Raw genomic sequence first — 13,742 nt, 5'->3', positions numbered from 1 at the left:
TTCCTTTCACCGTTTATGTGCCGACGGCGTTCGCCGACGGAATAGGCGAGGCCTGGTGGCTTGCGCTCGAGCAGGTGATCGCGCAGGAACGACGTATCAGCCTGGTGGTAGGCCGCCAGGAGAGGCACTTCGATGTCCCGGCGATAGCCGAGAAAAATCAACTTTACGAGTTCCTGTCGCAATGGATGCGTTCGCTTCAAGCCGAAGATCTGTCCGCGTCCATCAAGGACCTGTGCACGCGCTACGCCGTCGATTTGACAGCGCTATCGCGCGAAGCGGCACTCGATTGGGGCGATCTTGCTATGCTGGCGGCAGATCCGCTGGTTACGATAGGAAGCGCAACGGTTAATTATCCCGTCCTGTCGAACATGAAAGACGCCGGCGCGCTCAGAGAAATGACCATGGGAAAAGCGGTCATCCAGACGGCGCTGCGGCGCGAGGTCAGGCACTTCGCCTATCCATTTGGTGACCGGCAATCCTGGCAGCGTAAGCACATGGCTATGGCCGAAGAAGCCGGTTTCGTCAGTGCCGTCTCGGCTGTTCCAGGAGTGATCGAGCCGGCAGGGCATACGCCGCTGTTCGCGCTTCCGCGGATCAGGTGGGACGGCAGGCTGCAATCGCTGCGCGCCCTGCGCGTGATCCTGGCCGGTGCGGCATCGCCCTGACTGTGCGACGGTTGTCAGGAAGCATCCGGCCGGGACATCCAGCTCACGATCGGCATCGCCGGTAACACCCACCCCATGCCGGCCACGACATAGAAGATCGCCTGCAATACGCCCGACTTTGCGAGCCACGGCGTCTGCGCGACCGCCATGCCCATTAGCGACCAGCTCGCAGCGAGCAGCAGCAGGGCGACGGTTCCGAGCAGTTTTCGGGTGCGTATTTTCATCGCGAAATGGGCGTTTTGGTCTCAAATGCGTGCTTTGCGCGCGGCGGAGGGGCGGACTATAAGGTCCACCAGACTTCGATCAAGTGTGTTGCTGATGGCTGCTGCTCCTGTCTCTCAAATGGCGGATCTTCGCCCGGTTCGCATCTGGCTGCTTACGGTTGCCGTACTGATTGCGGCGATGGTGCTGGTCGGCGGCGCGACCCGGCTGACGGAGTCCGGCCTATCGATCGTGGAGTGGAAGCCGGTCACCGGTGCTTTGCCGCCCCTCAATGAGGCCGAGTGGAAGCAGGCCTTTGACGGCTACAAGGCAATTCCGCAATACCGCCAGATGAACGCCGGCATGTCCCTTGACGAATTCAAGACCATCTTCTGGTGGGAATGGAGCCATCGGCTGCTCGGTCGGGTGATCGGTATGGTTTATCTGCTGCCGTTTCTTTATTTCCTGTGGCGCGGTGGTCTCGGCGCGGAGCTGAAGCGGAGGTTGTGGGGTATCTTTGCGCTCGGCGCGCTGCAGGGCGGAGTCGGATGGTGGATGGTGGCATCCGGGCTCTCTCAGCGGGTCGAGGTTTCTCAATATCGTCTTGCGACGCATCTCGTGCTGGCATTGCTTATTTTCGCCGGCATCGTGTGGACTCTGCGGAGACTCAGGCAGACCACGGCGTTAATTGTGCCGTCACGGTTGAAAATCACCGGCATCGTCCTGCTGGCCCTGACCTTCGTGCAACTCTATCTCGGCGCCTTGGTGGCGGGCCTTCGTGCCGGCAAGATCTACAACACTTGGCCGGATATCGACGGCGGCTTTATTCCGTCGGCTGCGCGGCTCTTCTTTCATGTGCCGTGGTGGCGCAACCTTTTCGAAAACACGCTGACCGTGCAGTTCGAGCATCGCATGGTAGCTTACACGCTGTTTGCGCTCGTGGTGTTGCATGTGATCGATGCGGCGCGCGCCCGTGTCGATCGGGCGGTGCTGGAGGGCGCGCTGTGGCTGTTGGGGATTGTATCCGTTCAGGTCGTTCTCGGCATTCTCACGCTGCTGAATCAGGCGCCGATGGATCTTGCGCTCACCCATCAGGCCGTCGCGATTCTGGTGCTGACACTCGCCGTTTCCCAGGCGGAACGCCTGACGCGGGTTAAGCGTGAGTTGACAACGCAGGTAATCGGTCGACCGGTTAGCGCAATTCGCTAGCAATAGCCGAGCACGCCACAGGCGTAGGGCAGTCGATAACGGAAGTCGATATTTTCGCCGCCGTAATAGGGCTGATATTCATAGGAATGGGTCGAGCCGTAATAGCCGGGCAGCGTCGCCGACCCCAGCAAGATCGGCGTGTGCGGCGGGAAGTGGACGAGAGGAAAGGCTTCCGACGGCGTGAAGAGCAGGTCGGAATCCGGTTCGACGGAAACAATCCGGCCATGACGCGGCGCCTTGCGGTAGCCATTCGGCATGTCGGCGGCAGAGGCCGGACCAATGAAAAAGGCAGCGGCGGCAAAGAGGCATATCCAGCGCAACATGGTTCCGCTCCGAATCATCCGCTGCCAATTCAAGCACCTTTGGGCGGAGCGAGTGTTAACGCGGCTGAACTCAGCTCCCGGGCCGCAGCGCCTGATCGAGATCGGCGATCAGGTCTTCCTTGTCCTCGATCCCGATCGACAGGCGCACCAAGTCCGGAGCCGCGCCCGATTTGATCTTGGCGGCATCGTCGAGCTGGCTGTGGGTGGTCGAGGCCGGATGAATGACCAGCGAGCGGGTGTCGCCGATATTGGCGAGGTGCGAGAAAAGTTTTAACCGCGAGACTAGTTCGACGCCAGCGTCATAGCCGCCCTTGAGACTGAACGTGAACACGGCGCCGGCGCCCCTCGGGGCATATTTGCGCGCCAGGTTGTTGTACTTGTCACCACTTAATCCGGCGTAGTTGACGGCCGCCACCGCCGGATGCGCGACGAGCCATTCGGCGATCGCCTTGGCATTCTCGCAATGCTTCTGCATCCGCAGCGGCAGCGTCTCGATCCCGGTCAGGATGAGAAATGAATTGAATGGCGAGATCGCCGGGCCCAGGTCGCGCAACCCGAGCACGCGGCAGGCGATTGCAAAGGCGAAGTTGCCGAAAGTCTCCTGGATCTTGATCCCGTGATATTCCGGTCGCGGCTGGCTCAGCATCGGATATTTGTTGTCTTTTGACCAATCGAAGGTGCCGGCATCGACGATGATGCCGCCGAGCGAGTTGCCGTGGCCGCCGAGGAACTTGGTCAGCGAGTGCACGACGATGTCGGCGCCGTGATCGATCGGGCGGATCAAGTAAGGCGTCGCCAGCGTATTGTCGACGATCAGGGGAACGCCGGCCTTTCGCGCGACGGCGGCGATTGCTTCGATATCGGTGATGGTGCCGCCGGGATTGGCGATGGATTCGATGAAGATCGCCTTGGTGCGCGGCGTTACTGCGCGCTCGAAGCTATCGAGATCGTCTGGGTCGGCCCACGCCACATTCCACCCAAAACTCTTGAAGGCGTGGGTAAACTGGTTGATCGAGCCGCCGTAGAGCTTGCGCGCGGCGATGAATTCGTCGCCCGGTTTGAGCAGCATCTGGAAGACCACGACCTGTGCGGCATGGCCGGATGCAGTGGCAAGCGCCGCCGTGCCGCCTTCCAGCGCCGCGACACGTTCTTCAAGCACCGCCTGCGTCGGATTGCCGATGCGGGTGTAGATGTTCCCGAACGACTGCAGGCCGAAAAGCGAAGCGGCGTGGTCGGCATCATTAAACACGTAAGAGGTGGTCTGATAGATCGGCGTTGCGCGCGCGCCGGTAGTAGGGTCGGGCTGTGCGCCCGCATGTACGGCAAGGGTGGAAAAGCCGGGATCCCGATCGGTCATTGGTGTTTCCTGCATCAATCTTCAGGCCATTCGCTACATGCTGAGGTCGCCAGGCTTCCGCGTCAAGGCGGAGATGCCGTCGGAAGCCGGTTTGAAATGATCTGCCAGATTCGATTCCGCCTGCGCGAGAACTGTTTCGTTTGCGATCAGCTCGGATCGGTTCTGTTTTTCGCGGCGCGGTCGGCCGCGGCAGTTGCGCCGCCGCTGAGGCTGGTTCGCCCCAGCGACAACCGCATGCCTTGCGTGGGCATCGGTGCGCGTTTCGAGCTCAGTGTGCGGGAATTCACGCCCATCCATGATATTTCCGAAGATAATCGCCCGTATTCGATCTTCGGACAGCGATTCATCACGACTTTCATACCGGCAGCCTCGGCCTTCTCCGCTGCGGCATCATCGCGCGCGCCAAGCTGCATCCAGATTACCTTCGGCAGCGGCGTCATCTTCAATGCTTCGTCGACTGCCGGCATGATGTTGCTGGAATTGCGGAAGATATCGACCATATCGACGGGGCGGTCGATATCGCGCAACGATGCGACGAAGGGCTTTCCCAACAGGCTCTTGCCGACGTGGCCCGGATTGACCGGAATCATGTCGTAGCCCCGTTGGGCGAGATATTTGAAGGCAAAGTAACTCGGCCGCACATTGACCGGCGAGGCGCCGACCATCGCGATCGATTTCACGCCGTTAAGAATTCCGCGGATGTAGTCGTCGTCGTAGCTGTCGTGGTTCATTTATCCTGCCATTTCGGCTTGCGCTTATCGATGAAGGCGCCGATGCCTTCTTCGGCGTCGCGCGCCATCATGTTTTCCGTCATGACTTCCGCAGTGTAGCGATAGGCCTCGGCAAGACTCATTTCGGCCTGACGGTAGAAGGCGGTCTTGCCGATCTTGATCGTATAGGCGGATTTACCGGCGACCTTCTGCGCCAGTTCGATCGCCGCATTGCGTTCGTGGCCCGCGGGTACGACGCGATTGACCAGGCCGATGTCGCGCGCGGTCGCGGCGGAAATGGGTTCGCCGGTGAGCAGCATTTCCATCGCCTGCTTGCGCGGGATGTTGCGTGAGAGCGCCACCATGGGTGTCGAGCAGAACAGGCCGATATCGACGCCGGGCGTCGCAAAGGTCGCAGCTTCCGAGGCAATCGCGAGATCGCAGGTAGCGACCAGCTGGCAGCCGGCGGCGGTGGCGATGCCCTGAACCGCGGCGACCACGGGTTTCGGCAAATGGACGATCGTCTGCATCATGGTGCTGCACGCCCTCATGATCTCGGCGAAATAGGCGCGGCCCCGGTCGGCGTCGTTGCGCCGCGCCGTCAGTTCCTTGATGTCGTGCCCGGCCGAAAATGCCTTGCCACTCGCGGCGATCACCACGACGCGCACGGAGAGGTCATCATGGATGTGCCGCAATTCGGTGGTGAGCGCCGCGATCAATCTCTCCGAAAGGCTGTTGCGGGCATCGGGCCGGTTGAGGGTCAATACCGCGACATCGCCAACCTGCTCGCGGAGCAGGATCGGCGGTTGCGAAACCGATGGTGAAACGGGGGCGCTTGCGCTCTGGCTTGTCATCGAAATCTTCGCTGGCTGGCAAGATGATAGGCTGACTTGTCAACCTAATGTAATAAACAGCCCGACACGAGGGCGGGGGCGTAGCATGACGATTGCAAAAATGACGGTACCTGAGCTCGAGGAGTTCCTGCGAACCGAATTTCCCCAAGCCTTCAGCGGCGACGATATTCGGATTGAGCAGGCCGATGGCGTCTTCTGTCGGCTCAGGCAGCATTACAGCGAGCAGATGCTGCGCCCAGGCGGGACAATTTCGGGCCCGACGCTGATGGCGCTGGCCGATTTCGCCATGTATGTCGTGCTGCTGTCCGCGATTGGCCCGGTGGGCTTGGCGGTCACCACCAATCTCAACATCAACTTCCTGCGCAAGGGCACGCCTCGGCAGGATGTGCTGGCGGAGGCGCGGATTCTCAAGCTCGGCAAACGCTTGGCGGTCGGGGAAGTCGGCCTGTTCTCAGCCGGATCGCCTGATGCGATCGCCCATGTGACCTCGACCTATTCCATTCCCGTTGCTGAAAAATTTTAGCGGTAATATAAAACCATATTTTTAAATATCTGATATTGCTGATATTAATTGTTCCGTTTGGCGTTGACGGCGCGGGCGGACCTCTCTAAAAACGAGCGCAGTCGAGCGCACCCGTTGTGCGCCTTTGCTTTTCACGGATACCTCACATGAAAACCTTTTCGGCAAAACCCGCCGAGGTGACAAAGAAGTGGGTGCTGATCGACGCCAAGGGTCTGGTGGTCGGTCGCCTCGCTTCGCTGGTCGCCATGCGCCTTCGCGGCAAGCATCTACCGACCTATACGCCCCACGTCGACTGCGGCGATCACGTCATCATCATCAATGCGGCGCAAGCCGTGCTGACCGGCCGCAAGCGCGAGCAGAAGACCTACTACAAGCACACCGGCTACGTCGGTCACGTCAAGGAGCATACCGCCCGCCAGATACTTGAGGGTCGTTTCCCCGAGCGCGTGGTGGAGAAGGCAGTCGAACGCATGATCCCGCGTGGTCCCCTCGGCCGTATCCAGATGGGCAACTTGCGTGTTTATCCCGGCGCGGAGCATCCGCATGAAGCGCAGCAGCCGGAGACGCTCGACGTTGCCAAGATGAATCGCAAGAACATGAGGGCCGCATAAGATGGCTGAAACCGTGCAGTCGCTCGATCAATTGTCGCAGCTCAAGCCTGCCGCTCCCGAAGCGCCGAAATACGTCAAGAAAGTCGACAAATACGGCCGCGCTTATGCCACCGGCAAACGCAAGGACGCGGTTGCGCGCGTCTGGGTCAAGCCCGGCACCGGCAAGGTGACGGTCAACTCCCGCGAGGTCGAGGTCTACTTCGCCCGCCCGGTGCTGCGGATGATGATTCAACAACCGCTGATCGCAGCAGCCCGCGCCGGCCAGTATGACGTGATCTGCACCGTGACCGGTGGCGGCCTTTCCGGCCAGGCCGGTGCGGTCCGCCACGGCCTTTCCAAGGCGCTGACGAACTTCGAGCCGGACCTGCGAAGCGTTCTGAAGAAGGGCGGCTTTCTTACCCGCGACTCCCGCGTGGTGGAACGCAAGAAATACGGCCGCGCCAAAGCCCGCCGGTCCTTCCAGTTCTCGAAGCGCTAATTGCTTCATTAGAATTTGCCGCGAAGGCGGCTTATCCGAAATACAAAAGCGTCCGCCTGCGGGCGCTTTTTCTTTTCGCATTTTAGCAATCAGTTGACGCAGTTTTTCCGGAAAACTTGCCCTTCGAGTCAAACGGATTGCCAACGCCGCGGGCCTAGCGTGGCAGTCAGCGGTGGTCTCGCTTGGCTCGCGAGACTGCCACTGTGCATCACAAACCTCCGGTGACTCCATGTCGCTCGATATTTCCACGCTCTACACGGTCGCCGCGATGCTCGCGGCGCTGCTGGGAATGATGCTTTTGTTCTTCGGCTTTCAGGAAAAAATCGCCGCGCTGAAATGGTGGGGATCCGCCTATCTCGTCGGAGCAGGCTCGGTCGCCTTGTGGACATTCGGTAGCGCCAGATTCGGCGATCTGTTCGCGCTTGGCCTGAACGCCGTGGGCTTTTTGACCTGCGGCATGGTCTGGAACGCCGCGCGGCTGTTCCATGGGCGCAAATCGAATTACCCGGGTCTGATCCTCGGCGCCTTGGCCTGGATTGCCGCCGTCACCTCCCTGCCGCCGGGGGCCGGCGCCCTGCGGATGACCATCGGCGCGGCGATCGTCGCGATTTATGCCGCGCTCACGGCCACCGAATTGTGGACCGAGCGCCGCCGCACCTTGCGCCGGCGCTGGCCGTCGGTGGCGGTCCCCGTGCTGCACGGCTTCGTGCTGATGTTGCCGATCCTCCTTGGCCTTCTCCTGTATCCGCATGATCGCGCCTTCGGTCAGAGCATCTGGGTAACGATGTTCGCCGTCGAGCTGGTTCTTTATGCGGTGGGCAGCGTGTTCCTGATCTTCATGCTCGTGTCCGAGCGCGCGGTGACCGTGCACAAGACTGCGGCGTCGTGCGATCCGCTCACCGGCATGTTCAACCGCCGCGGCTTCGCCGAAGCGTGTTCGCGGGTGATCGAGCGCGAGGCCAATGGTGGCCGGCCGGTGACGGTGCTGATCTTCGATATCGATCACTTCAAGTCGATCAACGATCGTTTCGGCCATCCGGCAGGCGATGAAATCCTCAAACTGTTCTCGGCCGTCGTGGTGAACAATCTTCGCATCAGCGATCTGTCGGGACGCATCGGCGGGGAGGAATTTGCGGCGCTGTTGCCGTGTCCGCTCGAGGAAGGCGTGATTGTGGCGGAGCGGGTGCGCGAAGCCTTCGAGGCCTCCGGCATCGTCTGCGAGGAGGGCCCGGTCGACACGACCGTCAGCATCGGCGTGGCGGGCGGACCGGCCGGCACGGAACTCGAGGTGCTGCTGGCGGCGGCCGATACGGCGCTGTACCAGGCCAAGCGCGGCGGCCGCAACCGCGTCGAGGCGGCGGAGGAGTTGCCGCTGTCGCTGGAGCACTGGCGTCGCAAAAGCGCAGGCTCCGCACGGCCGGTGGCGGGATTGCCGCGTCTGGCGTAAGCGAAACAGGGAAGATCGTAACCTTCTGTTTACCATCCGCTCCGTACCGTCGGATCCATGGAATCGATCCGCACCCGCAATCCGGAAGCCGCACTCAGCTCGCTCGAAGCGGCAGCCACCTCGGCACGCGGCGGTTTCGGCTGCCTGTTCTCGACCGCGGCAGAGTTTGAAAGCGCCCTCATCATCGAGCGTCGCGCGCAAGGACGGTATGGTTCTCCGCGGAGCCGCTGGCCGCTCCTGATGTTCGTCGGCTGCGCGATGATGGTGGTGGGCACGGTCCTGCTTTTCCGCTGACGGAAAAGAAGCGCGGCGGCGACGGCCCTTTTCTTTTTTGCTGGCTCGGCTAGAGACAGACTGCTGCAAAAGAAGAGGCTGCACCCATGGTCACCGAAATCGCCCAGATCGAAGTCAAACCCGGCACCGAGAAGGACTTTGAAGCCGCCGTCGTCAAGGCCAAGCCGCTGTTTCAGCGCGCCAGGGGCTGCGGCGGCATGGAGCTTCACAAATCGGTGGAAAAGCCGACGCGCTACCGGCTCTTCGTGAAATGGGCGACGCTGGAAAACCATACCGTGGATTTCCGCGGTTCCGAAGACTTTCAGGCCTGGCGCGGCCTCGTCGGCCAGTATTTCGTCGCGCCGCCGGATGTCGAGCACACCGAGACGGTGGTGAGCTGAAATCACGCTGCTGCACTGGCTGCCGCCGGCTCTTCCGCCTTGAAGTAATCGATCAGGACCTTGACGACCGCCATCAGCGGCAGTGCCAGCGAGATACCCCAGATCCCGAACACGATGCCGAGCAGGATCTGGAACGCAAACAGCGTGGCAGGCGGAATATCCAGCGCCTGGCGCTGGAGAATCGGGGTCAGCACGTAGCTTTCCAGCGCGTGAACGCCGAGAAACAGCACCAAGGCGCTGCCGGCTGCGACCCAGCCCGACGCGAGGCTCGCCAGCACGACGATCACGCCGGCGATGATCGCGCCGACGGTCGGGATGAAGGCGAGGAGGCCCGCCTGAATGCCGAGGATGAACGAGCCGGGGATGCCGATGACCGCAAGGCCGAGCCATGTCACGGCGAACACGACCATCATCACCACCATCTGTGCGATCAGCCAGCGCTCCAGCGTCTCGCCGATGCCGTCGATGATGACGGCTGCGTGGGCGCGCTGTCTCGCCGGCGCCAGATACAGCAGGCCGTTTCGATAGACAGCGGGCTGGGCGGCAAAGGTCAGGCCGAGAAAGATCACGATGAAGAAGTTGCCTACGGCATTGAGCGTGCCGAGCAGCAGTCTCCAGGTCTGGCTCACGATGGCGCCGCCGCTCGAGGCGATCGTGCCGGCGCTCGGAAGGTGCGGCTGACTTGTACTCGGCGCCGCCGCGCCCGGCTGTCCCTGCGGCGGGTTGCCCAGCTCGAAGTAGCTGGTGTCGATGCCGTTGCGGTCGAGAAAGGCCTTCACCGTGACGAGCTGCGATTTGATCGTGCCGCTCAGCGCGGTGGCCTGCTGGGCTATGGTCGTGCCGCCCAGGAAAGCGGCGCCGGACAACAGCGCGGCCAGCACGAGGCAGACCGTGGCGAGCCGCAGCCAATGCGGCGCCGCAATCAGGCGCCCGAGCTGCTGGGTCAGCGCGTTGAGCGTCACTCCCAGAAGCATGCCGGCAAAGATCAGCAGTAGCGTCGCCGCATAATACCACGTGAACGCCAGGAGGCCTGCGAAGGCGACGATGCCGACCCCGCCGGCAGCAATGGACCAGGCAAGATCTTTTCGGGTCTGTTGGCGGTCGTCTGATGACAGCGGCACGTTCTTCCCTTCTATCGAGGATGAAACTTCACTCTTTCGTCAAATGCGCCTGCAATCAAGCGCTCCGCGGCTATCCGCCGCCGGACATGGCGATCCGGCCCCCGAGGAATGAGCCCGCCGCAGGGCAGGGCAGCCGTGGAAAGGCGCTGCAAATTATTGATCCGGCGCAGTTGCAGGGGCATTATTGATGTTTCGGACGGTTGCGAGATGGAAGGGGTATGAGACGGAAGCCCGTTGTCGGTGTGATTGGAAATTCCCACCGCATCGAAAGTCGCTTTGAGGTGCAGGCGGTCGGCGTACGCAACCTTCGCGCCATCGCCGAGGTGGCTGGCGCCCTGCCTCTGATGTTCGCCGGCTGTCCGGAAATCACCGATATTCCCGCTCTTCTCGACAGCGTCGACGGCATCGTGCTGACCGGCGCCCGCGCCAATGTTCACCCGAAGCGCTTCAAGACCGAGCCGGATGCCAAGCACGAGCCTTACGACCTCAAGCGCGACGAGGTGGCGCTGGCGCTGTCGGAGGCCTGTGTTGCCCGCGGCATCCCGCTGTTCGGCATCTGCCGCGGCCTTCAGGAAATGAATGTCGCCTTCGGCGGTTCGCTGCATCCGGAAATCCGTGAATTGCCCGGCCGCATGAACCACCGCATGCCGCGGCTGGAAAACGGTGAGATCCATCCCGATCCCAAGGTGATCTTCGCCGACCGCCACGAGGTGCGGCTGCTCGCCGGCGGCGCGTTTGCCGAACTGCTCGGCTGCGACACCATCCGCGTCAACTCGCTGCATGGTCAGGGCATCCTCGATCCCGGGGAGCGGGTGGTGGTGGAGGGCGTCGCGGAAGACGGCACGATCGAGGCGATCCGCATTGCGGATGCGCCGTCGTTTGCACTGGGCGTGCAATGGCATGCCGAATATGACCCGCAACGCAACCCGATCAACCGCGCGCTGTTTGAGGCCTTCGGCAAGGCGCTCGTGAAATCCAGGCCTGTTGCGGCGTAGTTCGATCGTCACGTCATTTCCGTGATGCGCCGTTGAAGAATAGCGAAGCTATTTTGCGCGGGAGGCTCGGGCCCGGAATCGATTTCGCCGAGCATTCGTCCGGCACGATGGATTCCGCGCTCGCTCGTTTCACTCGCGCCCCGGAATGACGACGAAGGGTGTCGTTGGCTTCGAAGCTCACGGCGCATCGCTGCCATCTCATGCCGTAGCCGTCCTCCGCCGGCGAAAGGCCACGCCTCCACGATCCCGCGGCTGAGATCGCCCGAGTTTTGCCAGGCACGTCACCCTCCAAGATCGGAGGGTGCAGGGAAAGCCGGATGCAGGCCGCACCCGAGGCCTCGTGTGCAAGAAAAAAGCACACGAGTAAGTGCACCGCAGGTTCGGCCGGAGCGATCCGGCTTTCCCCGCGCTATGGTTTTAACGGCTGCTCCGCGCTCTTCCTGGTGATCGGGCGTTTTTGCCACCATCGCCGGCGGGTATCGTTCCGCCAACTTGATATCAGCGTCGAGATATCAGAACCACGCGGCTTCGCCGTCCGCGGCGATGTCACCCGTCTTGTGACGTCGCCACGTCCATCGCATCCCGCGCTCCACGTTCGTGACGATGCGCAACGCCCCTCCTGATCCGAGCGCGAGACGCACCAAGAGCTAGCGGTGATTTGCCCGACGGCACAAGGGGAAATTCGCCCAGGATCGTCTGCGGCGAATGGTTGGCGAGGCGGGGGACGCGGCGCGGCTCCTCATGCTGCGCCTCGCCGTGATCCTATGCAGCCGGTCTGAAGAGACGTTTAGATGCTCGGCGCCAGGAATTTCAGAATCTGAAAAGACGTTTTCATGGTTTGAAAACCGCGCGCGGCTTTGTGCACCGCAAGGCCCAGCCGGATGTCATCTCTTGTGCGTCGCGGCGGCAATCAAGCGAGCTTGACCGCTCGGAGGATGCCTGCCTCTTGAACTCGGCTGTGAGCGCGCTATCAGGAAGCCTGGTCCGAAGGCAGCCGTTTTCGTTGAAGACTCCCGGTAGAACTGCCAGCGGGTCCGCAGAGGGAAACAAAGGAAAAACAAAATGCCTTCCTACAACATCCTCCTCATGGGCGCATCATATGGATCGCTACTCGCATCCAAGTTGTTGTTCGGCGGCCACTCGATCCATCTCGTCTGCCTCCCGGCCGAAGCCGATCTGATCAACGCCGAAGGATTCAAGGTGACGCTGCCGATCCGCGGCCGCAAGGATCCCGTGCTGCTGGAATCCCGCAAGCTCCCGGGCAAGGTCACGGCAGGGCCTGCGACCGGCGTCGATCCTTCGAAGTACGACCTCGTTGGGCTCTGCATGCAGGAGCCGCAGTATCGATCCGAGGGCGTGCGCCAGCTGCTCGATGCGGTCGGAAAATCGGGCGTGCCGTGCATGTCGATCATGAACATGCCGCCGCTTCCCTACATCAAGCGGATTCCAGGCCTCGACTACACGGCGCTGGAGCCGGCCTATACCGATCCGCGCGTCTGGGATTCCGTCAGCCCGCACAAGATCACGCTGAACAGTCCCGATCCCCAAGCCATCCGTCCGCCGGACGGCAAGGCGAACGAACTCCTGGTCACGCTGCCGACCAACTTCAAATGCGCGAAGTTCGAAGACGACAAGGACACGCAGATCATCCGCAACCTGGAAAAGGACGTTGATGCGGCGCGCCTCAAGGTCGGGGGCGACGAGATCGAACTGCCGGTCAAGCTGAAGGCCTACGATTCGATCTGGGTGCCGCTGGCGAAATGGGCGATGCTGCTCGCCGGCAACTACCGCTGCATCACCAGGGACGGCATGCGGACCGCGCAGGAAGCGGTGCATTCGAACATCGAGGAATCGCGCTCGGTCTATAATTTCGTGTTCGACCTCTGCGTGAAGCTCGGCGCCCAGCCGTCCGACCTTGTCCCGTTTGAAAAATACGCGGCGGCGGCGCAGAGCCTGTCGCGCCCGGCGTCTGCGGCACGCGCGCTGCAGAATGGCGCGCCGAACATCGAGCGCGCCGACAAGCTGGTGCAGCTCATCGCGCTTCAGAAGGGATTGCGGCATCCGGCGATCGACGCGCAGGTTGCGCTGGTTGATGAGCGCCTGGCCGCCAACCGGAAGAAGGCCGCGGCTTAGACCTGCCGCCTCGAACGAGCAAAGCGGCCGCCATGAGCGCCCGCTTTGCATATGTCGCTGTTCAATACTTCGAACACCTTCCTTAAGGAATTGTCGGCGACCGTCAGCGCGGCGGAGCTAAGTCAGGCACCGTGCCACAAAGCAAAGGGCCGCCAATCAGGCGGCCCTGCAGAACTTACCGACGATCGTTGCCGCCGCGGTTAAATCCAGGCTGCGCCGAGATCGACGCCCATCGTCGTCAGGCAGAGCGACGCCAGCAGTCCGATGCAGCAGAACAGGGCGATCTTGAAGGGATAATCGCCGGCATCTTTGACGGATTCGATGCGGACGACGGACGCGATGGAAAGATTGGTCATAATAGCCACCCCTGGTGTGTTTTTGAATGGGGCGACAGTAGTGCGACAATGTTTACGGGCGATTGCCCGGCATTGCCATTTCGAT

General features: G+C 61.9%; 17 protein-coding genes. 10 read left to right on the top strand and 7 right to left on the bottom strand.

All coding sequences use genetic code 11. The annotated features are described in order from the left end of the window. Nucleotides 1–665, top strand: a 665-nt coding sequence (locus NEZ08_RS07590) for a polysaccharide deacetylase family protein (RefSeq protein ID WP_298105909.1), incomplete at its 5' end; no start/stop codon positions are given. A gap of 14 nt (nucleotides 666–679) precedes the next feature. Here NEZ08_RS07590 and NEZ08_RS07585 read toward each other — a convergent pair. Further along, complete coding sequence (locus NEZ08_RS07585; protein WP_298105908.1) at nucleotides 680–889, bottom strand: DUF2842 domain-containing protein; 210 nt, start codon at nucleotides 887–889, stop codon at nucleotides 680–682. A gap of 94 nt (nucleotides 890–983) precedes the next feature. Here NEZ08_RS07585 and NEZ08_RS07580 point away from each other — a divergent pair, with 94 nt between their 5' ends. After that, nucleotides 984–2,075 carry a COX15/CtaA family protein gene (locus NEZ08_RS07580; RefSeq protein WP_298105906.1) on the top strand — a complete coding sequence of 364 codons (1,092 nt, stop codon included), beginning with the start codon at nucleotides 984–986 and terminating at the stop codon, nucleotides 2,073–2,075. On the opposite strand, the gene NEZ08_RS07575 is transcribed toward NEZ08_RS07580, so the two are convergent. From NEZ08_RS07575 to NEZ08_RS07560, 4 genes are all read right to left on the bottom strand, one after another. After that, nucleotides 2,072–2,398: a hypothetical protein gene (locus NEZ08_RS07575; RefSeq protein ID WP_298105904.1), complete on the bottom strand. Its 327-nt coding sequence runs from the start codon at nucleotides 2,396–2,398 to the stop codon at nucleotides 2,072–2,074. The genes NEZ08_RS07580 and NEZ08_RS07575 overlap by 4 nt on opposite strands. A 70-nt stretch (nucleotides 2,399–2,468) precedes the next feature. Further along, nucleotides 2,469–3,755, bottom strand: a complete 1,287-nt coding sequence (locus tag NEZ08_RS07570; protein ID WP_298105903.1) for an O-acetylhomoserine aminocarboxypropyltransferase — start codon at nucleotides 3,753–3,755, stop codon at nucleotides 2,469–2,471. Nucleotides 3,756–3,901: 146 nt separating this feature from the next. Then, a complete protein-coding gene (locus NEZ08_RS07565) occupies nucleotides 3,902–4,486 on the bottom strand; it encodes a CoA-binding protein (RefSeq protein WP_298105901.1) in 585 nt (194 codons plus the stop codon). Beyond that, nucleotides 4,483–5,319 carry an enoyl-CoA hydratase gene (locus NEZ08_RS07560; protein WP_298105900.1) on the bottom strand — a complete coding sequence of 279 codons (837 nt, stop codon included), beginning with the start codon at nucleotides 5,317–5,319 and terminating at the stop codon, nucleotides 4,483–4,485. The genes NEZ08_RS07565 and NEZ08_RS07560 overlap by 4 nt, the downstream gene beginning before the upstream one ends. An 85-nt stretch (nucleotides 5,320–5,404) precedes the next feature. Between NEZ08_RS07560 and NEZ08_RS07555 the strand changes: the two genes are divergently transcribed. The 6 genes from NEZ08_RS07555 (at nucleotide 5,405) to NEZ08_RS07530 (ending at nucleotide 9,052) form a co-directional block, all read left to right on the top strand. Further along, nucleotides 5,405–5,842 (top strand): PaaI family thioesterase, encoded by a 438-nt coding sequence (locus NEZ08_RS07555; protein WP_298105898.1) that lies wholly within the window; start codon nucleotides 5,405–5,407, stop codon nucleotides 5,840–5,842. Nucleotides 5,843–5,988: 146 nt separating this feature from the next. Continuing rightward, nucleotides 5,989–6,453, top strand: coding sequence for a 50S ribosomal protein L13 (gene rplM / locus NEZ08_RS07550; protein WP_298105896.1), 465 nt, complete (start codon nucleotides 5,989–5,991; stop codon nucleotides 6,451–6,453). A 1-nt stretch (nucleotide 6,454) separates the two neighbouring features. Further along, the gene (gene rpsI, locus NEZ08_RS07545; RefSeq protein ID WP_298105894.1) at nucleotides 6,455–6,931 is read left to right on the top strand and encodes a 30S ribosomal protein S9; all 477 of its coding nucleotides are present in this window, start codon (nucleotides 6,455–6,457) and stop codon (nucleotides 6,929–6,931) included. A 229-nt stretch (nucleotides 6,932–7,160) separates the two neighbouring features. Then, nucleotides 7,161–8,378, top strand: a complete 1,218-nt coding sequence (locus NEZ08_RS07540; RefSeq protein WP_298105892.1) for a GGDEF domain-containing protein — start codon at nucleotides 7,161–7,163, stop codon at nucleotides 8,376–8,378. A 57-nt stretch (nucleotides 8,379–8,435) separates the two neighbouring features. Then, a complete protein-coding gene (locus tag NEZ08_RS07535) occupies nucleotides 8,436–8,672 on the top strand; it encodes a hypothetical protein (RefSeq protein WP_298105890.1) in 237 nt (78 codons plus the stop codon). A gap of 86 nt (nucleotides 8,673–8,758) precedes the next feature. Beyond that, the gene (locus tag NEZ08_RS07530; RefSeq protein ID WP_298105888.1) at nucleotides 8,759–9,052 is read left to right on the top strand and encodes an antibiotic biosynthesis monooxygenase; all 294 of its coding nucleotides are present in this window, start codon (nucleotides 8,759–8,761) and stop codon (nucleotides 9,050–9,052) included. Nucleotides 9,053–9,054: 2 nt separating this feature from the next. Here NEZ08_RS07530 and NEZ08_RS07525 read toward each other — a convergent pair whose 3' ends face one another. Continuing rightward, complete coding sequence (locus NEZ08_RS07525; RefSeq protein WP_298105886.1) at nucleotides 9,055–10,173, bottom strand: AI-2E family transporter; 1,119 nt, start codon at nucleotides 10,171–10,173, stop codon at nucleotides 9,055–9,057. A 218-nt stretch (nucleotides 10,174–10,391) separates the two neighbouring features. Between NEZ08_RS07525 and NEZ08_RS07520 the strand changes: the two genes are divergently transcribed. After that, nucleotides 10,392–11,168 carry a gamma-glutamyl-gamma-aminobutyrate hydrolase family protein gene (locus NEZ08_RS07520; RefSeq protein WP_298105885.1) on the top strand — a complete coding sequence of 259 codons (777 nt, stop codon included), beginning with the start codon at nucleotides 10,392–10,394 and terminating at the stop codon, nucleotides 11,166–11,168. Nucleotides 11,169–12,230: 1,062 nt separating this feature from the next. Continuing rightward, nucleotides 12,231–13,301 carry a hypothetical protein gene (locus tag NEZ08_RS07515; protein ID WP_298105883.1) on the top strand — a complete coding sequence of 357 codons (1,071 nt, stop codon included), beginning with the start codon at nucleotides 12,231–12,233 and terminating at the stop codon, nucleotides 13,299–13,301. 200 nt (nucleotides 13,302–13,501) lie between these two features. Here the strand turns inward: NEZ08_RS07515 and NEZ08_RS07510 are convergent, their stop codons facing one another. Then, nucleotides 13,502–13,657 carry a hypothetical protein gene (locus NEZ08_RS07510; protein ID WP_298105881.1) on the bottom strand — a complete coding sequence of 52 codons (156 nt, stop codon included), beginning with the start codon at nucleotides 13,655–13,657 and terminating at the stop codon, nucleotides 13,502–13,504. Nucleotides 13,658–13,742 lie beyond the last annotated feature (85 nt).

Origin of the sequence: Bradyrhizobium sp., assembly GCF_027451485.1 — a bacterium.
Taxonomy (GTDB): Bacteria; Pseudomonadota; Alphaproteobacteria; order Rhizobiales; family Xanthobacteraceae; genus Bradyrhizobium.
This window is presented reverse-complemented; position numbering and strand designations above follow the sequence as displayed.